This window comes from Enterorhabdus sp. P55 (genome assembly GCF_009911695.1).
Taxonomy (GTDB): Bacteria; Actinomycetota; Coriobacteriia; order Coriobacteriales; family Eggerthellaceae; genus Enterorhabdus.
On the sequence record NZ_QWKK01000001.1, the window covers coordinates 34493 to 54604 of the forward strand.

The following is a 20112-nucleotide window of genomic DNA, read 5'->3' on the forward strand; positions in this document are numbered from 1 at the left end:
TCTGTTTTTCGCGCTATCCTGGGAGGCCCTCGATGAGGACGAAGGTGGTGGACTCGCCGAGGCGCAGCTGGTCGCCAGGGGCCACCTCCACGGGGGCGGCCTGCCACTTCCGACGCTCGGCGGCGGGCGGCTCCACCGTCATCTCCTCGCCGGTGAGGCCGCTCACGAGCACCGTGCCGTTGCGCGAGCCGAGGCCCTCGACCCACCAGCGCCCCGCGTTGTCGCACCAGAGGCGCGCGTGCAGGCCCGACACGTCGGGGCCCACCTTGCTCACCGCGCCCTCGCCGAGGGCCAGGGCGCCGATCTGCGTGCCCTCCTCGCTCGGGGCAACCCAGTGGGGCTCTCCCACCACCAGGCTGCCCTCCAGGCGCAGCAGGCCGAGCCAGGGGGCGGTCGCCGCGTCGAAGGCCTCCTGGCGGGGAGCCAGCGCATCGGCGGCGGGCGGCGGCGTCATCAGACCGCTGCCGAACATGGAGAAGGCGAAGCCCTGCGTCTCCGTGGCGGCGCGGCCCACGTCAGCTGTGCACGCGGCGGTGATCATCAGCACGAGCGCCGCCTCCGCCCGCTCGGTCTCCGAGAGCGACTCCTCCTGGCGGATGCGCTCCATCAGATTGCGGTAGACGGTCGCGTCCTGGCCGGCGGCCTCCAGGGCCCGGTCCATGGCGCGTCCCTCCTTGCCGAAGACCGCGGCCATCACATCAGAGCGCCCCCGCGACGAGCGCCTGGCCGAGCTCAGCCGCGCGGCCAGGCGCAGGGCCCCGGCCGTGTAGTCGCAGAACAGGTGGTCGCCTAGGGATGCGACCGGCGCGTGCACCACGAAGCGGGAGAGCCACGTGCGATCCTCCACGCGGCTCTGGGGGCTGTGCCCATCGGCGAGGGGCCTCCCGGAGAGGATCATGGTGGCCAGCTCCCGATTGCTCACGCCGCCGTGGCGCTTCATGATGTCGAACAGCACCGCGACGGGGGTGCTCGCAGCAGGACTCATCGCATCTCCTCAGGAACGGGATCATCGAACTCGTAGACGGCCTCCGGCTCGGCCGGGGCGCCATCAGCGTGGGCCGCTGGCGCGCCTGCGGTCAGCGCCGATGCGTCGGCGGCAACCAGGGAGCGCGCCTCCGCGGCAGCGGGATCTGCGCCCCAGGGCAGCACGGGGCGCCGGGCGGGCCCCTCCCCCGCCTTCTTCGCCGCCGGGCGCGGCGCGCGGGGCGGGGCCAGGGCATAGTCGGCCGCGAACAGCGGCATCGGCGCCACGGCGGCCATGAGCAGCGCGCCGAAGAGGGAGTCGCGCACCTCCGGCGCCGGCCAGCTGCCGAGGGCCACCAGGACCGCCGCCGCAACGCCGACAGCGAACGATGCAGCGGCGGCCCGGATGAGGCCGGCGCCCGACCAGCGCGCCCGTCCGCGGGTCAGCAGCCCCGCCAGGCACGGCGCCAGGAGCACTACCGAGGTCGCGGCTCCCGGCAGCGGCCCCGACCACCAGGGGTCGCCGGCCGGCAGGCTCACCGCCATGCCGTCTGTCAGCAGTCCGGCGGACGCCGCCACAGACGCCACCAGGGCCGCGGAGACAGCGCCGATCATACCCCGGGCCACCTTGCGGCCGAGGCCGCGCCGTCTCGGCGAGCCTCCCTCGCCATCGGGGCCGCAGGGCGCGAGGGGCTCGCCACGCAGAGCGCAGCCGATGTTGCCCGCGTAGTTGCGGCAGAAGCGGTCGAGGGCGTCGCGCAGGGCGGCCGCTGACGGCCGCCGCTCCTGGTCAGGCGAGAGGGCTGCTTCCAGCAGCGGCTCCAACTGGGAGTCCACCGAGGTGAGCGCCAGGCGCACCGCGTTGCCTGAGGGCGCGCTCTCCAGGGCCGCCGACGCCTGGCCCACCGCCACGGCCACCTCCGGCTCCTGGCCGAGGATGCCGGCGATGTCCGCCGCCGCCCCATGGGCGCCGCACAAGGGCTCGAAGGCGAACTCCGTCTTGATGCGGTAGGCGGAGCGGTGCCCGCGCTCGGCGCGGCCGGCAAAGCTGAGGTCGTAGGGCGGGTGGCCCTCCAGCAGCCGGTAGAGCACGCTCGCGGCCGCGTAGACGTCCACCGCCGGCGAGTGACGCAGCGCCTCGGCGGCGGCCACGTCCTCGGTGAGCATCTCCGGCGGGGCGTAGTCGGCGGTGGCGCCACGGTGCTCGCCGAGGCGCCCGGTGACGGCGGTGCTGCCTTCGTCGAGCACCGCCGAGGAGCCGAAGTCGATGAGACGCAGCTCGAAGACGCCCTCTTCCACTTGGTCGCATAGCGAGAGGCGCGCGGTCTCCACCATCACGTTGGCGGGCGAGATGTCCCGGTGAGCCAGGCCGCACTTCAGCAGGTCCATGCGGGCGAGCAGGTCGAACAGATCGCGCCCGATGCGGGCGGCGGTGAGGGGGCTCAGGCGCCCGGCATCGTCCACGGCCAGCTGGCGGGCCGCGCGCTCGAGCGTGAGCCCCTCGATCCACTCCATGACCACCACGGGCACGCCATCCGCCAGGCCGCGGCCGTAGAGCCGAGGGAACCCGCGCAGGCCACTCAGCCGCTGGTGCGCGCGGAACTCCTCCTCGAACGTCGCGCGGAGCGCTGCCTCGGCAGCCTCGTCGGCGCCCTCGGGGAGCACCAGGAACTTGAGCGCCAGGCGCTCTCCCCGCGGGTTGGCGGCCCGCAGGACCCGTCCGACGCCGCCGCGGCGCTCGGAGGCCTCGTCGACGAACACGGTGGTGAACCGGCGCAGGTAGCCCTCCCGCGCGCCGTCAGCCAGGTACTCGACCGGCTCGAAGCCCTCGATGCGCACGAGCGACATCGCGGACGCGGGCTCGGCGGGATGGGACACGCCGACGTTGGCCGGCTGCGCCATGAGCAGGGTCGCGTCGCTCACAGGCGTATCTCCGCGGCCGTCTTGCGGTACTGGTCCCAGCTGACGGGATTGCCCGTGCTGGAGCTGTAGGGCAGGTGCGCGCTCCACGCCTGCACGTCGTTGTTGGGATCCTCGTTGCGGACGTTGGCCTCCCACGCCTGGGACAGCTGGGACATCAGGGTCTCGAGCCGGCTGTAGGCCTCGGTCATCTTCACGTAGGCGCCGTACCAGCGGGACTGCGACCAGACCTGCATGCCGTCGCTGCTGTTGCAGACCGCGCGCATGCGGTCCGACACCCGGACGAGCCGCTCGTGGATGGGGTAGATCTCCTCCGCGCAGCCCTGGGCGGCGGCCTTGCGGGCGCCGTAGTCCGTCGACCGGCTGAGGCTCTCGTACTGCTTGATACGCGACCAGGCCTTGTCGGAGCAGGCCTGCAGGCCCGCCAGCTCCTCGACGAGCACCTGGTGGATCTGGGCCTCCATGGCCTCGGGGACCGGGCCGCCCTGCTCGGGGGAGAGCGCGGGCTCTGGCTCAGGTTTCGGCGCCGGCGCAGGCGCGGGATCGGGAGTCGACCCAGCGGAGCCTTCGGGCGGGGTCGTGGTCGTCGGCATGTCGGCGGAGGCGCCGCCCGAGCCGCTACCGCTCGAGGACGCACCGCCTGAGGAGGGCGTTCCGGACGAGGAACCCCCGCCGGCAGAGGCGCCCCCGGAGGCCGCATTCGCGGCCGAGCCGAGCCCGCCGAGGCTGGCGAGCGGTCCTCCCGATCCGCCGGTGGGAAGGGAAAGCCCCAGGGTACCGCCTGCAGCCAAGGCGCTCGTGCCGGGAAGGGCGGTCCCTGCGTCTGAGCCGCCTGCGGCTGCGGGGGCCATGCCGCCCTCCGTCTGGGCCAGGCTCCCGTCGGCCGATGCCGTGGCCGGCTCGCCGTCGACTGTCCGCTCCGTTCTCCCGAGCGGCCCCCAGGGGACATAGCCGCCTGACGAGCGTCCCTGGCCGGCCATCATCTGCAGAAGCGGGCTCTGCGCTGCAAGGCCGGGAAGCGCCTGGGCGTAGGTCAGCACGCCGGCGCCGGCAACGACGAAGGAGAAGGCAAGCACCGCCAGCAGCTTGGGGGTCAGGGAGGCGCGTGCGAAGGCGCGGCCCGCAATCGGCCACGACCGAGAAAGCCTGCTCACGAAATCACCCCATCTTCCCCTGATCGTCGCGGAAGCGCCGCGGTTTCCCTTCTCCTCCGCGCACCCGACGCGCTCGATGGGGAGAGTGTAGCACGAAGCCGCGCCGCCGCGGGGGGCGCGGAGCCGTTCGCCAGCATCGCGGCGTTGGCGGGTCGGCGAGGTCGCGAAGTCTGCGGGTCGTCGCCCCCGACTCCGTGCCCGGCGTACCCGGGGCCCACGGCTTCGCCGGCTAGGGGCTTCGCCGTCGGATGCGCTCCCCCTTCGTCCGGCGGATGCCGTAAGAAGAAAGTTTGACAGCAAATTCCGACGGTTTGTTGCGCAACAAGTCAGGGCGGCGTGCAAAACTGGCCAAAAAAGACGACCTGACGACGAATTCAGGGCGAAGGCGGGCGCGTGGCGCGGAAAGAGCCCGCGGCTGCTGAGCGTGACCTGGGGTTTTGCGTAAGGCACCGCGGGCAGGCGCTCACAGAGGGCCGACCTTCGTCGTCAAGTCGTCTTTTTTGGCCAGTTTGGGCCGACGGTCTGCGCAAGGCGACGAACAGCCGGCGAAGAAGTCGCCTCCGGCGGCGCCGGGCAAGCGTCCCGCCCGCGGCCTCAGAGCCGCGTCCAGGCGGCCCGCACGCAGGTGGACGGGCGGGGGGAGGCTCCCCCCCCCCGCCCTACTCCCCGGCCAGGCGGTAGCTCACGAGGGAGGGGCGGCCCGTCCAGGGGTCGGGCTCGATGAGCGCGTCGAGACCGAACACGTCGCGCAGCAAGGGGGCGGTCATCACCTCGGCGGGGGTGCCGGCGGCACGCACGGTCCCGTCGCGCAGCGCGATCATCCAGTCGGCGAAGCGCGCGGCCAGGTTGAGCTCGTGGATGACGAGCGCGATGGTCTTGCCCTGCTCGCGGTTGAGGGCGCGCAAGAGCTCGAGCACCTCCAGCTGGTGGGCCATGTCCAGGTAGGTGGTGGGCTCGTCGAGCAGGATGAGCCCGGTGTCCTGGGCCAGCGCCATGGCGATCCAGGCGCGCTGGCGCTGGCCGCCGGAGAGCGCGTCGAGGGAGCGGTCGGCGAACGCGTCCAGGTGCGTGAGGTCGAGGGCCCAGTCGATGATGGCGCGGTCGTCGCGGGTGAGCCGCCCGAGCCCGCGCTGGTGCGGATAGCGCCCGTAGGCCACCAGCTCGCCCACGGTGAGGCCGCCGGGGGCCTGGGGCGACTGGGGCAGGAGCGCCATCTGGCGCGCCACCTCGACGGTGGGCAGCTCGGCGATGGCCTGCCCGTTGAGGTAGACCGCCCCGCCGCGCAGGGGGATGGTGCGCGCGAGCGCCTTGAGCAGCGTGGACTTGCCGCAGCCGTTGGGGCCGATGACGGCGGTCACGCGCCCAGCGGGCACGGCCACGTCCATCGGCTCGATGATGACGCGCTCGCCGTAGCCCACCGAGATGCCCTCGCCGCGCAGGGCCGCCTCGGCGAAGCGCTCGCAGGAGCTGTCGCAGCCCTCGCAGAGGGCGGGCTTTGCCTCGGCGCTCGCGGCCGGGGCGGGGCCCGTCGCGCGCTCAGGGGCGTTCGCCTCCGAGAGGCCGCGTCGCCCGGCCGCCCCCTCGCGCTCTGGGGACGCGCCAGACCGCGCGATGCGCTTGTCCATGGCCTTCTCCTTCCTCACGACTTCGCCAGCAGGTACAAGAAGTAGGGCGCGCCGATGACGGCGGCCACGATGCCCACCGGTATCTCGTTGGGCATGAGCAGCGTGCGCGACACGATGTCGGCGGCCAGCATGAGCACGGCCCCCACGAGCACGGTGGCGGGGATGAGCACGCGGAAGTTGGGGCCCACCAGGCGGCGGGCCAGGTGCGGGCAGACGAGCCCCACGAAGGTGAGGCCGCCGCCCACCGCGCAGCACAGCCCCGAGCAGCCCACGGCCACGGCGAGCAGGCCGGCGCTTGCGCGGCGCACGTTGACGCCGAGGCCCGTGGCCGCCGCCTCGCCGAGGGCCAGCACGTTCAGGGTGCGCGCCGCGAAGAGCGCGATGGCGACGAGCGCCCCCAGGCCCACGGCCAGCATGGCCACGTTGGGCCAGGTGGCGCCCCAGATGCTGCCGGCCAGCCAGTTCTGGACGAAGGCGTAGTCGCCGTCGCCCATGCGCAGCATGAGCAAAGACGTGACGCTCGAGAGCCCCGTGGCGAGCGCCACGCCGATGAGCAGCAGCCGCTTGGGCGAGGACGCCCCGCGCACCACCGACAGCCGCCAGCCGAGGAGCGCGGTGATGAGCGACCCGGCGAAGGCGAGGGCCGGCAGCGCCACCCCCGCAGGCAGGATCCCGGCGGGCGCGAACACGATGAAGGCGGCCACGAGCAGCCCGGCGCCGGCGTTGATGCCGAGCACGCCAGGATCGGCCATGTCGTTGCGCGACACGCCCTGGAGCAGGCAGCCCGCCACGGCCAGGCCGATGCCCACGAGCATCGAGGTGAGCACCCGCGGCAGCCGCAGCTCCACGAGGGTGTAGGCGAGCGACTGCGGGGCAGTCCCCGTTATGACCTGGCCCAGCTCCTCAAGCGAGATGCTGCGGTAGCCGGCGTTCACGTCAGCCCAGAGCGCCAGGGCCGCCAAGACGGCGAGCACCGCGAGGACGAGGGCCGTGCGGACCCTTCTGCGCGCATCAGCCAAGGCCGGCCTCCTCCCTGCGGGCGCACCAGATGAAGAACGGCACGCCGATGGCGGCGAAGATGAGCCCGATGGGCACCTCGCCCGGCGCCGCGAGCGTACGGGCGAGCACGTCGGCCACGAGCATGAAGAAGGCCCCGCCCACGATGGAGGCGGGGATGACGGCGCGGTAGTCGGCGCCCACGAAGCGACGCACCACATGGGGCACCATGAGGCCCACGAAGGCCACCGGCCCGGCGAGCGCCACGGCCGCGCCGGCCAGCACCAGCACCGCTGCCAGGCACAGCGTCCGCGAGCGAGCCACCGGCACGCCGAGCCCGAGAGCCGCCTCCTCGCCGAGTGAGAGCACCGCCACGCGCCGCGAGAGCGCGCAGGCGGCGGCGAGGGCTGCCAGGATGAAGGGGGCGGTGAGCGCGAGCGACTCGGCGCGAATGCCGGCCACGCCGCCTGCCGTCCAGAACGTGAGGCTGTAGCCGATGTTGAAGAAGATGGCCACGCCCTGGGCGAGCGCCGTGAGGAACAGGCCCACGGCGCAGCCCGCCAGCACCAGGCGAACCGGATCCACGTCGCGGCGCCGGAAGCTCACGGCTCCGTAGACCACGGCCAGGGCCAGGGCAGCGCCGACGAAGGAGCAGAGCACCACGCCCGAGAAGCTCATCCCCGGCAGGAGCGCCAGACAGAGCGCGAGCGCGAAGGCCGCGCCGGCGTTGATGCCAAGGAGCCCCGAGTCGGCCAGGGGGTTGCGGGTGACCCCCTGCATGACGGCGCCGGCCACCGCGAAGGCGGCCCCCACCAGCACGCATCCTAGGGTGCGCGGGCCGCGCAGCTCCAGCACGGCCACGTGCTGCTGATCAGCCATGTCGGGATTCACGAGCGCGCTGATCACCTGGTCGGGCGGGATGGGGGTGCTTCCCAGGAACAGGGAGAGCCCGGCGGCGAGGGCCACCGCCACGGCTCCCCCTACGAGGAACAGCGATGTGCGCAGGCGCGGCACGGACGAGCGCTCCGGGTGCCTAGGCCGCGCTGCCGCCGTGGGCGCGGAAGAAGTCGGTGAAGGTCTCCAGCTGGTTGGTCAGCGTGATGGGGTCGCGATGCATGAAGGCCACCTGCTCATAGGGCATCACGCGGCCGGCCTGCACGGCGGGCAGGTTCTGCCACAGCTGCGAGTCGTCCACATAGGCGCTGTCGGCGCCGTCGAGCACGCCGTAGCAGATGAAGTCGCCGGCGTACTGCGGCAGGGCTTCCACCGAGATGACCTCGTAGGCCTCATCGCCCTCCACCATCGGGCCCTGGATGGCCGCGGGCGCCTTGAGCCCCCACTTGTCGTAGAGGATCGAGCCGCCGCGCGCGAAGTGGCTGCCCATGACGTAGATCTCCTGGGGCCACACCTCCAGGATGGACACGGTGCGGTCGCCCACGATGCTGACCATCTCGTCCTTGACCGCGTCCACCTTGTCGTTGAACTCGGCGATGTAGGCATCCGCAGCCTCCTCGCGGTTCACGAGCGAGGCGAGGTAGCGGAAGAGGTCCTCGTCGGAGCGCGTGCCGTCGGCGACGTAGACGGTGGGCGCGATCTTGGCGTACTTGTCGTAGTCAGCCTCGGTGATGGTGATGATGAGGTCGGGCTGCTTCTCGGCAATCATCTCGAGGGAGGTCTCGGCTGACACGGTGTTGAGCGGCTCGATGCCGTCGCACAACCCCGCGAGGAAGGGGTTGTTGAGCGCATAGGGCGAGGCGATGACCGGCTTCACGTCCACGGCCAGAAGCTCGCCGAGGTAGTAGTCGGAGACGATGACCTGGGGATCGGCGGGAATCTCCACCGGGCCCTTGTCGGTGTCGACGGTGCGGGTGGCCGACGCTTGCTTGCCGGATTCCCCGGCGTTGGAGCCAGCCGACGAGGCGGCCCCTCCCCCGCCCGAGGAACAGCCGGCCAGGGGGACGGTGAGGGCCGCGGTCGCCATCAGCGCCGCGAAAGATCGACGGGTCATCGACTTCATGGTGTTCCTTTCGCTCGGGGCATCGCGCGCGGCCGGCGGCCAGGTTCTGCGCCTGCCTCGCCCGCCTACGGTGCGCCGTCTATATTGTTTACTAAATATAACTTATGGTGTCACAAATTATCCGAGGTTTACTTTTCTTCACGAATCAGCCAAAACCATCGGACGAGCGCTATTGTACGGGTGCTTTCCCGGCCGTCGGGAACCTGTTAATCCCCTGGGGCGGAACCGTAGCGCACTCGGGGGGTGTTCTTGGCCATTTTTGCCGTGGCTTACGCTGACTTTGCGAACTCGGTAGCGCAGCAGCGAACTCGCCACAACGCTGACCTGGAAAAACGTCTGGCCAAACGAAGGCGAATCCAGCTTGAGGGGCTGTTGGCTGCGTAAACCAGGGTGTTTTTGGCCAGAAACTCGAGATCCCCGCGTCGAGCGCAGGCCAAGGACGACGCAAGCCTCCGGTGGGTGCAAAAAAAGGCGGCCCTGCAACGGGGGCCGCCTCCTCAGGCCAGTGAATGGACGCGAGGCGCTACTCGACGATGGCGCCGTCCTCCATGGTGGCGTAGCCGGCCACGTAGGTGTCGGTGGCGCGGCCGGTGAGCTCAGCGCCGATGAAGCCGGAGTTCACCGCCTTGGAGAGGAAGTCGCCCTCCTCGACGACCCACGTAGCGGCGGGGTCGATGACCGTCAGGTCGGCCACGGAACCGGCCGCCAGCTTGACGGGCTCCTCGCGCAGGATGGCGCGCGGCGCCACGGCCATGAGCTCCACCAGGCGGTCGTAGCCGATGACGCCGGCGCCCACCAGGTGGGTGAGCACGAGCGCAAGCGAGGTCTCCAGACCGGTCATGCCGAAGGGCGCCAGCTCGAACTCGCGGTCCTTCTCCCAGGCGGTGTGGGGCGCATGGTCGGTGACGATGGCGTCCACCGTGCCATCGGCCACGCCGGCCACGAGCGCCGCGGCGTCCTCGGCGGTGCGCAGCGGCGGGTTCACCTTGAGCGCGGTCTGGTACTCCGGCCCGATGGCGTCCTCGGTGAGGAACATATGGTGCGGCGTCACCTCGCAGGTGACGGGCAGGCCCTCGGCCTTCGCGGTGCGCACCAGGTCAAGCCCGCGGGCGGTAGTGACGTGCTGGATGTGCAACGGGCAGCCGGTGAGACGGGCAAGCGCGATATCGCGGGCGATCTCGATCTCCTCGCCCTCGGCCGGCCAGCCGAGCATGCCCAGGCGGGTGGAGGCCACCCCCTCGTTCACCTGGCCGTCACCCACGAGCGCGTCGTCCTGGCAGTGCACCATAACGGGCACGTCGAACTGCTTGGCGTAGTCCATGACGCGGCGCATCATGCCGGCGTCCTGGATGCCGCGGCCATCGTCGGTGAAGGCCTGGGCGCCGTGGGCGCGCATGTCGCCCATGTCGGCGAGCGTGTCGCCGTCGAGGCCCTTGGAGCAGGCGCCGGCCACGATGACGCGGCACTTCCCCACCGCCGCCGCGCGGGCCTTCACGTACTCGACGCCGAGCGCGTTGTCGATAACGGGCGAGGTGTTGGGCATGGCGCAGACCGCGGTGAAGCCGCCGTGGGCGGCGGCGCGGGTGCCCGACGCGATGTCCTCCTTCTGCTCGAAGCCCGGCTCGCGCAGGTGCACGTGCATGTCCACCAGGCCCGGGACGATGACCTTGCCGGAGAGGTCGCGCTCGACGCCCTTCTCCATGACCAGGTCGTGGCCGATCTCGACGATGCGGCCGTCGCGGATGAGGATGTCGGTCACCTCGTCGAGGCCGACCTGCGGGTCGATGAGGCGGGCGCCTTTAAGCATCAAAGCCATCGTTGGAACCTCCTAGCAGAAGATAGAGAGCGGCCATGCGCACGAGCACGCCGGCGTAGACCTGGTCGAGGATGACGGAGCGCTCGGGATGGTCGGCCATGAAACTGTCGAGCTCCACGCCGCGGTTGATGGGGCCGGGATGGCAGACGAGCGCGTCGGGCTTCATGAGGCGGTCGCGCTCGCGGGTGAGGCCGAAGAGCTGGTTGTACTCGCGCAGCGACGGGTAGGGCGCGCCCTCGAGGCGCTCGCGCTGGATGCGCAGCATGTAGACGACGTCCAGCTCGGGCAGGGCCTCGTCGAGGTGGTAGGTCACGTGATCCGCGCCGAGCACATCAGGACGGGCTGGCATGAGGGTGGGGGGTGCGATGACCGTCACCTCGCAGCCCATGATCTTGAGGGCCGGGATGAGCGAGCCGCACACGCGCGAGTGGCCGATGTCGCCCACCACGCCCACGTGCAGCTTGTCGAAGGAGCCCTTCTTCTCCCAGATGGAGTACAGGTCGAGCAGGGCCTGGGTGGGATGCTGGTGCTTGCCGTCGCCCGCGTCGATGACCGACACGCCGGAGACGTCGGCGATCTTGCGCGGCACGCCGGCATGCTTGTCGCGCACGACGATGCAGTCGATCTTGTAGGCGCACAGCGTCTCCACCGTGTCCACGAGGCTCTCGCCCTTCACCGTGGAGGTAGACGACCCGCCGAAGTTCAGCGAGTTGGCCGAGAGGCGCTTCTCGGCTATCTCGAACGACGAGCGCGTGCGGGTGGACGGCTCGTTGAACATGTTGACCACAGTGAAGCCCTTGAGCGTGGGCACCTGCTTGATGCGACGCTCGTTGACCTGCTTGAACTTCTCCGCCGTCTCGAGCATCAGCATGAGGTCGTCTGCGGAATACTCGGTGATGTCAATCAGATGCTTGTGGGAAAACGACATCCCTTACTCACCTCCGGTCTTCTGGATGGGCGCGGCGCCGGCGCGGTCGCCGGGGCCCATGGCCAGGATCTCGACGGCCGAGGTGCCGTCGATGTCCTTCAGGAACAGGCGCACGTTCTCGTCGGAGGACGAGGGGACGTTCTTGCCGACGTAGTCGGCGCGGATGGGCAGCTCGCGGTGGCCGCGGTCCACGAGGACCGCCAGCTGGACGGCGGCCGGGCGGCCGATGTCCATGAGTGCGTCGAGCGCGGCGCGGATGGTGCGGCCCGTGTAGAGGATGTCGTCGACGAGGATGACGGTCTTGCCGTCGATGTCGAACGGGATGTCGGTGGAGTGGACCTCGGGCGCAAAGTGCGTCATGAAGTCATCGCGGTAGAAGCTGATGTCGAGCGCACCGAGCGGGACGGCCACCCCCTCGATCTCCTCGATCCTGCTCGCCAGCATCTTGGCGAGCAGATCGCCGCGCGTGACGATGCCCACCAGGGCGATGTGCGCGGCTCCCTTGTTGGTCTCGAGGATCTGATGCGCCATGCGCGTCAGCGATCGCTCGATCTCATCGGCGTCCATACAGATGGACTTGACGGTTCCTGCGTCGTTCATACACACTCCCTTCTCAGTCGAAAGTGCGTACAGGCGAAACCGGCCGTACCTCCGGCGCAAGCGCTGGCTCGGGCGGTGCAGGGCAAAAAAACAAGCCCCGTCCCCTCTGGGCCAAGGCTTCCTCCGTCGTGCCCCTCTCAGGGGCGGTGGTGCGTGCCTTGTCGGTCTCTCTGTACCGCATTTAAAGGACGCTGCCAGTATGCGCCCCTCCCGCCCGAAGCGCAACCCCCGAAGTTGTGTTTTTGCGGGAGGGGCGCGCCAACGCCCCGCCAAGGGCGCCGAAAGGGCGCGTCCGGGCCGATCATGCTGAAAGGGGGCGCCTGCCGCGTTGCAGCAGACACCCCCTTCGATGGCCCGAAGCGAGGGAGCCCCCCCTACTCCTCGATGCCGTCGTTGGTGCGGATGAGCTTGCGCTTGATCTTGCCGCCGATGGTCTTGGGGAGCTCGTCGACGTACTCGACGATGCGCGGGTACTTGTAGGGAGCCGTCGTCTTCTTCACGTGGTTCTGAAGCTCGCGGGTGAGCTCGTCGGAGGGCTCGAAGCCCCGGGCGAGCACGATGGTCGCCTTCACCACCTTGCCGCGGATGGGGTCGGGCGCGGCGGTGACGGCGCACTCCACCACGGCCGGGTGCTCGACGAGCGCGCTCTCCACCTCGAAGGGCCCGATGCGGTAGCCCGAGCACTTGATCACGTCATCGTTGCGCCCGACGAAGAAGCAGTAGCCGTCCGAGTCGCGCCACGCCATGTCGTGGAGGTTGTAGTAGTCCCCGCCCACCGCCTCGGCCGTCTTCTCGGCATCGCCGTAATAGCCCACGAACAGGCCCGGCGGGTAGGCCTCCTTGAGGCCGGTCACGCAGATGGCGCCTTCCTCGCCGTCGGCCACCTCCGTGCCGTCGTCGTCGAGCAGGCGCACGTTGAGCAGCGGCGAGGGCTTGCCCATGGAGCCGGGGCGCGGCTCGACCCACGGGAAGGTGGCCAAGAGCACCGGCCCCTCAGTCTGACCGAAGCCCTCGCGGATCTTCTTGCCCGTCAAGCGCTCCCAGGCCAGGGTCACCTCGGCGTTCAGGGGCTCGCCGGCGGTGGCGAAGTTCTCCACGCTCGACAGGTCGTAGGCGGCCACGTCCTCCTGGAGCATGAAGCGGTACATGGTGGGCGGCGCGCAGAAGGTGGTGAGCTGGTAGTCCTGGATCTTCTGCAGCAGCTTGGTGGGCACGAACTTGTCCATGTCGTAGGCGAAGATGGTGGCGCCGGCTATCCACTGGCCGTAGATCTTGCCCCAGCCGAACTTGGCCCACCCCGAGTCGGTCACCGACATGTGCAGCTTGTCCTCCTGAACCTGCTGCCAGTACTTGGCGGTGATGATGTGGCCGAGCGGATGCGCGAAGTTGTGCTCGACGGCCTTGGGGTTGCCGGTGGTGCCGCTCGTGAAGTACATGAGCATGATGTCCGACGACGTGACGCCCTCCCCGCCCGTCGGGCGCGCGAACTTCTCGGACTTGCCGGCGATGAGGTCGTCGAAGTCCACCCAGCCCTCGCGCGAGCCGTCCACGATGAACTTCTCGAGGAGCGAGGGGCACTCCGGCAGGGCGGCCTCCACCTGCGTGCAGACGTACTCGTCGTTCACGGCCACGATGGCCTTCACGTCGGCGCTGTTGACCCGGTAGGCCACGTCCTTCTTCGTCAGCTGCAGCGTCGCGGGGATGATGACGGCACCCAGCTTGCAGAGGGCCACGGCGCACACCCAGTACTCCCAGCGCCGTCGCAGGATGCACATGACCACGTCACCCTTGCCGATGCCCATCCCGCGAAAGGCGTTGGCCGCCTGGTTGGAGAGGCGCATGAGGTAGCCGAAGGTGAACGTCCGCTCCTCGCCGGCGTCATTGCACCAGACGAGCGCGCGCTTCTCAGGCTCGACGCGCGCCCACTCGTCCACGACGTCGAAGCCGAAGTTGAAGTCGGCGGGCACGTCGATGCGGAAGTTTTCGGCGAAGTCCTCGTAGGAGTCGAAGTCGATGCGCGGGCAGTACCTCTTCAGCACGTGGTTCATGGTGTGGTTCCTCGGTTCTTGGCTCTGGTGTTCCCTACTCGGCGATGATGGTGATGAACTTGGCCGGCACCTCACCGCCGCAGCGCTGGCCATGGGGTATCTCGGGGTTGAAGTAGACGCTGTCCCACTGGGCAAGCTCGATGTCCTGGTCGCCGATGGTGACGACGACGGTGCCCTCGATGACGAAGTTGAACTCCTGGCCGTGGTGGGTCACGAGCTCGGCCGGCTCATCGGAGGGGTCGAGCACCACAAGCAGCGGCTGCATGATCTTGTCGCGGTAGCGCCAGGCCATGTCGTCATAGCGGTAGCCTGGGAAGCGGTCGACCTCCTTGCCCTCGCCGCGGCGCACCACGTGGAAGGTGTCGAGCTTGGCAGCCGTGCCCGTGAGCAGCTCGGTCAGGTCCACGCCGAACTTGCGCGCCATGTGGTAGAGCGCCGAGATGGGCACGTCCTCGCCGGTCTCCTCCCAGGCGCGGTAGGTGCCCGGGCTCACGGCCAGCTCGGCGGCCATCTCCTCGACGCTCACGTCGCAGGCCTCGCGCAGGCCCTCCATGCGCAGGCCGATGTCGGCCAGGCTGCGCTCCCTGTCCTCTCCCATGCTAGGCCTCCATTCCCAAGTCGACGGCCTGCTTGTTCTTCTCGATGAGGGCGGCCTTGCGCGGCGGCACGCACTTCTCGATGGCCGCGTCGAGGGTCGCGCGGCTGCAGAAGCCGGTGACGGCGAAGAGCTTGCCCAGAAGCACGATGTTGGCCAGGCCTTTGAGGCCAGCCTCCTCGGCGAGCTTGGTGGCGGGGATGCCGTAGGTCTCCACGCCCTCGCGCACGCGCATATCGGCGATCATCGAGGTGTCGGCCACGATGACGCCGCCAGGGCGCACCGCGTCGACGAACTTGTCGTAGGAGGGCTGGTTGAGGGCCACGAGCACGTCAGGCGCGGTGACGAGCGGGCTGCCGATGGGCTCGTCGGACAGCGTCACCGAGCAGTTGGCGGTGCCGCCGCGCATCTCGGGCCCGTAGGAGGGCAGCCACGATACCTCGCGGTCGTCGATGAGGCCCGCGTAGGCGGCCACCTTGCCGGCGAACAGCACGCCCTGGCCGCCGAAGCCGGCCAGCACGATTCGAAGCTCTGCGCTCATCGGGCGCCTCCTTCCTCGCCGGTGGCGGGGTTGACCAGCGGACATGCAGCCGCGCGGGCAGCCGCCGCCTCGGCGGCGCTGGCGTAGCCGTCGGCCACCACGTCTTTGTACACGCCCAGCGGATAGTAGGGCAGCATGTTCTCGCGCATCCAGGCGAAGGACTCCTGCGGGGTGAGGCCCCAGTTGGTCGGGCAGGTGGAGACCACCTCGACGAGCGAGTAGCCCCGCCCGTTGATCTGGGTCTCGAAGGCCTTCTTGATGGCCTTCTTGGCCTTGCGCACGTTCTTGGGGCTGTCCACGCACACGCGCTCCAGGTACGCCACGCCGTCAAGGGAGCTCAGCAGCTCGGAGACGCGGATGGGGTAGCCTGCCGTGGCCACGTCGCGGCCGTACGGCGAGGTCTGGGTCACCTGGTTGGGCAGCGACGTGGGGGCCATCTGGCCGCCGGTCATGCCGTAGATGGCGTTGTTGATGAAGATGACCGTGATGTTCTCGCCGCGGGTGGCCGCGTGGATGGTCTCGGCCATGCCGATGGAGGCCAAATCGCCGTCGCCCTGGTAGGCGAACACGACGTTGTCCGGATGCACGCGCTTCACGGCGGTGGCCACCGCCGGGGCGCGGCCGTGGGCGGCCTCGATCATGTCGCAGCCGAAGAAGTCATAGGCCATGACCGAGCAGCCGACCGGGGCCACGCCCACGGCGTCGCCCTCCACGTCCAGCTCGTCCAGGCACTCGGCCACCAGGCGCTCCACGATGCCGTGGGTGCAGCCGGGGCAGTAGTTCGTCACCACGGGAAGGAGCGCGTGGGGGCGCTCGAAGACCACCGTGGCCTCAGCGTTGTCCGCCATTCCTACTCACCGATCCTCTCGTTGATCTCCAGGATGCGCGCGAGGACCTCCTCGGGCGTGGGCACCATGCCGCCGGCGCGGCCGAGGAACTCCACGGGCGCGCGGCCCTCCACCACCAGGCGCACGTCCTCCACCATCTGACCCATGTTCATCTCCACGTCCAGGTAGGCCCGGGCCGTGCCGAGCGTGGCGGCCAGCGCATCCACCGGGAAGGGCCACAGCGTCACCGGGCGGAACAGGCCCGCCTTGACGCCCTGCTCGCGGGCGGCGTTGACGGCCGAGCGGGCCACGCGGGCCGAGGCGCCGAAGGCGACCACCACGATGTCGGCGTCGTCGCACTGATAGGTCTCGAAACGCTGCTCGGCGGCCTTGATCTGCTCGTAGCGCTCGTAGCGCTCGAAGTTGAGGCGCTCAAGGTCCTCGGCGGTGAGGTAGAGCGAGTTGGCCACGTTGTGGGGGCGCTGGTGCTTATGGCCGGTGGTGGCCCAGGGCTTGGCCGGCAGGTCGGCCGGGTCCACCGGGTCGGGCAGCACCACGGGCTCCATCATCTGGCCGAGCAGGCCGTCGCCGAGGATCATGACCGGCGTGCGGTAGCGGTCGGCCACGTCGAAGGCGTCGAAGGCCACGTCCGCCATCTCCTGCACCGTGGAGGGTGCGTAGACGACGACGTGGAAGTCACCGTGGCCGGTGGCGCGGGTGGCCTGCCAGTAGTCGGACTGCGAGGGCTGGATGGAGCCGAGGCCCGGGCCGCCGCGCTGGATGTTGATGATGACGCCGGGCAGGTCTGCGCCGGCCATATACGAGATGCCCTCGCCCTTGAGCGACACGCCCGGGCTCGACGAGGACGTCATGACGCGCGCACCGGCGGCCGAGGCGCCGTAGACCATGTTGATGGCGGCCACCTCGCTCTCGGCCTGCAGGTAGGTTCCGCCTACCTTCGGCATCTGCTTGGACATGTAGGCGGCCAGCTCGGTCTGCGGGGTGATGGGGTACCCGAAGAAGAAGCGGCAGCCGGCGCGCAGCGCGCTCTCGGCCAGGGCCTCGTTGCCCTTCATCAGCACTTTCTCTGCCATGGTTCGCCTACCTTTCCACCGTGATGGCCACGTCGGGGCACATGAGGGCGCACGAGCAGCAGCCCGTGCAGCGCGCCTCGTCGACGCAGCGGGCCGGATGGTAGCCCTTCGGGGTGATCCGATCCGGGTCGAGCTCGATGATGTGGACCGGGCAGGCGTCTGCGCACAGGCCGCAGCCCTTGCAGAAGCCGTCGTCCACGATGATCCTTGCCATGGGCGTCCTCTCTTCCTCCTCGCCCGCGAACGCGGGCTCTCCTGACTGTTCGTGAAAGGCCGCGCGAGGCGGCCGGTGCTAGCTCTCGGTTTCCCAGGGGGTTCGTACCACGACCTCCACAGGATAGACGAAGGCGCCCGGAACCTGGGCGCTCAGCTCGTCAAGCTCCTGCCGAGCGAGCCGTTTGGGGGCGGTAGCGAACGCGAGGGGAAGCCCCGCGGCGCAAGCCGCCTCGCCGGCTGCCGGCAGCGCACGTGCCACCACTGCCGCGTCGGTGTCGGCCTTGAGGTGGGCGTTGGCGACGAGGGCCGTGGCCCGCAGGCGCGCCTTGACCTCCACCTCGCCGAGGACCGCGAGCGCCTCGGCGGCGCCGGGCGTGAGGCTGCGGTAGGGGTTCACCACGTACCAGAGGGCGTGAGGCCCCGCCGCGATGGCCGCGGAGAAGCGCCCGAGGGCCGTGGCGCCCGCGTCATCCCCACCGACGTCGATGATGAGGCGGAAGGGGCGCGCGCTCGGCTCCCCCGCCCGGGCGTAGGCCTCGGCGATGGCGGCAGCCACCCCACCGGTGAGCGAGGGCACGTCCAGGCTCGTGCCGGCCTCGGAGAACACGGGCGCCACGAGGCGCGCGCCGGCGGCCTCGAGCGCGCCGCGGTACTCGCTTGAGCGGAAGTAGGGGTTCACCACGTCCAAATCGGCGAGCACCACCTCGTAGCCGGCCCGCGCCGCGTCTATCGCCAGGTTGAGCGCGAGGTTGGTCTTGCCCACGCCGTAGTGCCCGACGATGACGGTGACCGGCGCGAGGGAGGCCAGGACGGCCGCGCGCCCGCAGGCACCGGCGTCGCCTTCCGATGCGGCGGGGGCCTGCTCCTCCCCCATCGCTACACCAGCCCCTCCGGCGTGGCATCGGCGGCCTCGTCGGCCTGGCGGATGGCCACGCGGCGGATCTTCCCGTTCACGGTGCGGGGCAGCTCGTCGACGTACTCGACGATGCGGGGGTACTTGTAGGGCGCCGTCTGGTTCTTCACCCAGCGCTGGAGCTCGCGCGTGAGCTCGTCAGAGGGGCTGAAGCCCTCGGCCAGCACCACGGTGGCCTTCACGGCCGCGCCGCGCAGCGGGTCGGGCACGCCGGTGACGGCCACCTCGCGCACGGCGTCGTGCTCGAGCATGACCGACTCGATCTCGAACGGGCCGATGCGGTAGCCGCTCGACTTGATGACGTCGTCGTTGCGGCCGACGTACCAGAAGTAGCCGTCCTCGTCGCACCAGGCGGTGTCGCCGGTGTGGTACCAGCCATCGTGCATGGCCTCGGCGGTCTTCGCGGGGTCGCGGTAGTACTCCATCATGATGCCGGCCGGATGCGGGTCGATGCGAATGCAGATCTCGCCGGTCTCGCCGGTGTTGCAGCGGGTGCCGTCCTCGCGCTGGATCTCCACGTCGTAGAGGGGCACGGGCTTGCCCATGGAGCCGGCGCGCGGGGTGGAGCCCGTGAGGTTGCCGATGGTGAGCGGCGTCTCGGTCTGGCCGAAGCCCTCGTAGATGGTAAGGCCGGTGTGCTCCTTCCAGAAGTCGAACAGATCGGGGTTGAGCGCCTCGCCGGCGGTGGTGGAGTACGCGAGGCTCGACAGGTCGAAGGCGTCCACGTCGGCGAGCATCATGAGGCGGTACATGGTAGGCGGGCAGCACAGCGACGTCACCTGGTAGCGTCCGACGAGCGAGAGGATCTCGCCCGCGTCGAAGCGGTCGAAGTCGTAGGTGAGCACCGCGGCCTCCATGAGCCACTGGCCGTAGAACTTGCCCCAGACCGCCTTGCCCCAGCCGGTGTCGGCGATGGTGAAATGCAGGCCCTCTGGGTCGACGTTGTGCCAGTGCTTGGCCGTGATGAGGTGCGCGAGCGCGTAGCGGGAGTCGTGGAGCACCATCTTGGGGTTGCCCGACGTGCCGCTCGAGAAGTACATGAGCATGGGGTCGCCCACGCGCGTCGCGCGGCGCTCGAAGACGGCCGGCGCCTCGCGCACGCCGGTGTTGAAGTCGTGCCAACCGGCGCGCTCCACGCCCACGGCACAGACGCCCTCGGGGCCGGAGAGCTCCGCGCCCACCGGCTCGCCGCCCGCGCGCATAAGCGCGCCGGACTCGTCGCGCGGCGTGAGGCCGGCGCCGGCGGGGTTCACCAAGACGAGCGTCTCCACGCTCGGGCACTCGCCCGCCACGGCGTCCACCACATCCGCGATGTCGCCGGCGCTCGTGCAGATGACGGCCTTGACGTCCGCCCCGTTGAGGCGGTAGGTGAGGTCGTGTTCCTTGAGCATGAAGGTGGCCGGCACCATGACAGCGCCGAGCTTCGCCAGCGCGAGCGCCGTGAACCAGAACTGGTAGTGGCGGCGCAGGATGACCATCACGTAGTCGCCCTGGCCGATGCCGAGGCCCGCCAGGAAGCTGGCCGTCTTGTCCGACCAGGTCTTCATGTCGGCGAAGGTGAAGACGTGCTCCTCGCCCTCGGGGTTGCACCACACCATCGCGGTGCGCTCGGGCTCGTTCGCCGCGATGTCGTCCACCACGTCGTAGGCGAAGTTGAAGTCGTCGGGGGCCACGATGTCGAACGCGGTCAGGAGCCCTTCGGCGTCGTAGGCCTCGTTCACGTAGCGGAGGTTGATGTTTCTCATGGCTTGTCTCGTCCTTGCAGCTGAGGGGCGCGCTCAGGCGCCGCGCCGGGCGGAAGTTATCGGGAGGGTGCGGCGCTCGCCGGCACGCCTGGGGTCAGGCCGCGGGGCCTGGCC

The 20112-nt window shown here is 70.2% G+C and carries 18 protein-coding genes; all 18 read right to left on the reverse strand.

All coding sequences use genetic code 11. The features are described from left to right. Positions 1 to 13 precede the first annotated feature (13 nt). The 18 genes from D1643_RS00160 to D1643_RS00245 all read right to left on the reverse strand — a co-directional run bounded on the left by D1643_RS00160 (position 14) and on the right by D1643_RS00245 (position 19998). Positions 14 to 985 (reverse strand): FHA domain-containing protein, encoded by a 972-nt coding sequence (locus D1643_RS00160; protein ID WP_160707432.1) that lies wholly within the window; start codon positions 983 to 985, stop codon positions 14 to 16. Next, entirely contained in the window at positions 982 to 2886 is a 1905-nt protein-coding gene (locus D1643_RS00165) for a hypothetical protein (protein WP_160707434.1), read from the reverse strand. Before D1643_RS00165 ends, D1643_RS00160 begins: the two co-directional genes overlap by 4 nt. Beyond that, a complete protein-coding gene (locus D1643_RS00170) occupies positions 2883 to 4037 on the reverse strand; it encodes a hypothetical protein (protein ID WP_160707436.1) in 1155 nt (384 codons plus the stop codon). Before D1643_RS00170 ends, D1643_RS00165 begins: the two co-directional genes overlap by 4 nt. Before the next feature lie 659 nt (positions 4038 to 4696). Beyond that, positions 4697 to 5662: an ABC transporter ATP-binding protein gene (locus D1643_RS00175; RefSeq protein WP_236643242.1), complete on the reverse strand. Its 966-nt coding sequence runs from the start codon at positions 5660 to 5662 to the stop codon at positions 4697 to 4699. 14 nt (positions 5663 to 5676) lie between these two features. Beyond that, a complete protein-coding gene (locus D1643_RS00180) occupies positions 5677 to 6681 on the reverse strand; it encodes an iron ABC transporter permease (protein WP_160707438.1) in 1005 nt (334 codons plus the stop codon). Next, positions 6674 to 7630: an iron ABC transporter permease gene (locus D1643_RS00185; RefSeq protein WP_201750869.1), complete on the reverse strand. Its 957-nt coding sequence runs from the start codon at positions 7628 to 7630 to the stop codon at positions 6674 to 6676. Before D1643_RS00185 ends, D1643_RS00180 begins: the two co-directional genes overlap by 8 nt. Before the next feature lie 61 nt (positions 7631 to 7691). Continuing rightward, entirely contained in the window at positions 7692 to 8675 is a 984-nt protein-coding gene (locus D1643_RS00190; RefSeq protein ID WP_201750870.1) for an ABC transporter substrate-binding protein, read from the reverse strand. 523 nt (positions 8676 to 9198) lie between these two features. After that, positions 9199 to 10491, reverse strand: a complete 1293-nt coding sequence (locus D1643_RS00195; RefSeq protein ID WP_160707442.1) for a dihydroorotase — start codon at positions 10489 to 10491, stop codon at positions 9199 to 9201. Further along, positions 10475 to 11419: an aspartate carbamoyltransferase catalytic subunit gene (locus D1643_RS00200; protein ID WP_160707444.1), complete on the reverse strand. Its 945-nt coding sequence runs from the start codon at positions 11417 to 11419 to the stop codon at positions 10475 to 10477. The genes D1643_RS00195 and D1643_RS00200 overlap by 17 nt, the downstream gene beginning before the upstream one ends. A gap of 3 nt (positions 11420 to 11422) precedes the next feature. Next, positions 11423 to 12019, reverse strand: coding sequence for a bifunctional pyr operon transcriptional regulator/uracil phosphoribosyltransferase PyrR (gene pyrR, locus D1643_RS00205; RefSeq protein WP_160707446.1), 597 nt, complete (start codon positions 12017 to 12019; stop codon positions 11423 to 11425). A gap of 374 nt (positions 12020 to 12393) precedes the next feature. Continuing rightward, positions 12394 to 14067, reverse strand: a complete 1674-nt coding sequence (locus tag D1643_RS00210) for an AMP-binding protein (protein ID WP_160707448.1) — start codon at positions 14065 to 14067, stop codon at positions 12394 to 12396. A 34-nt stretch (positions 14068 to 14101) separates the two neighbouring features. Then, positions 14102 to 14665, reverse strand: coding sequence for a helix-turn-helix domain-containing protein (locus tag D1643_RS00215; protein ID WP_160707450.1), 564 nt, complete (start codon positions 14663 to 14665; stop codon positions 14102 to 14104). Position 14666: 1 nt separating this feature from the next. Further along, entirely contained in the window at positions 14667 to 15203 is a 537-nt protein-coding gene (locus D1643_RS00220) for a 2-oxoacid:acceptor oxidoreductase family protein (protein ID WP_160707452.1), read from the reverse strand. Then, complete coding sequence (locus D1643_RS00225; protein ID WP_160707454.1) at positions 15200 to 16051, reverse strand: thiamine pyrophosphate-dependent enzyme; 852 nt, start codon at positions 16049 to 16051, stop codon at positions 15200 to 15202. The genes D1643_RS00220 and D1643_RS00225 overlap by 4 nt, the downstream gene beginning before the upstream one ends. Positions 16052 to 16053: 2 nt before the next feature. Further along, positions 16054 to 17124, reverse strand: a complete 1071-nt coding sequence (locus D1643_RS00230; protein ID WP_160707456.1) for a 3-methyl-2-oxobutanoate dehydrogenase subunit VorB — start codon at positions 17122 to 17124, stop codon at positions 16054 to 16056. Positions 17125 to 17131: 7 nt separating this feature from the next. Next, positions 17132 to 17338 carry a 4Fe-4S binding protein gene (locus tag D1643_RS00235; protein WP_160707458.1) on the reverse strand — a complete coding sequence of 69 codons (207 nt, stop codon included), beginning with the start codon at positions 17336 to 17338 and terminating at the stop codon, positions 17132 to 17134. Between the two features lie 78 nt (positions 17339 to 17416). After that, positions 17417 to 18214: a ParA family protein gene (locus D1643_RS00240; protein WP_160707460.1), complete on the reverse strand. Its 798-nt coding sequence runs from the start codon at positions 18212 to 18214 to the stop codon at positions 17417 to 17419. A 2-nt stretch (positions 18215 to 18216) separates the two neighbouring features. Continuing rightward, positions 18217 to 19998, reverse strand: a complete 1782-nt coding sequence (locus D1643_RS00245) for an AMP-binding protein (RefSeq protein WP_160707462.1) — start codon at positions 19996 to 19998, stop codon at positions 18217 to 18219. Positions 19999 to 20112 lie beyond the last annotated feature (114 nt).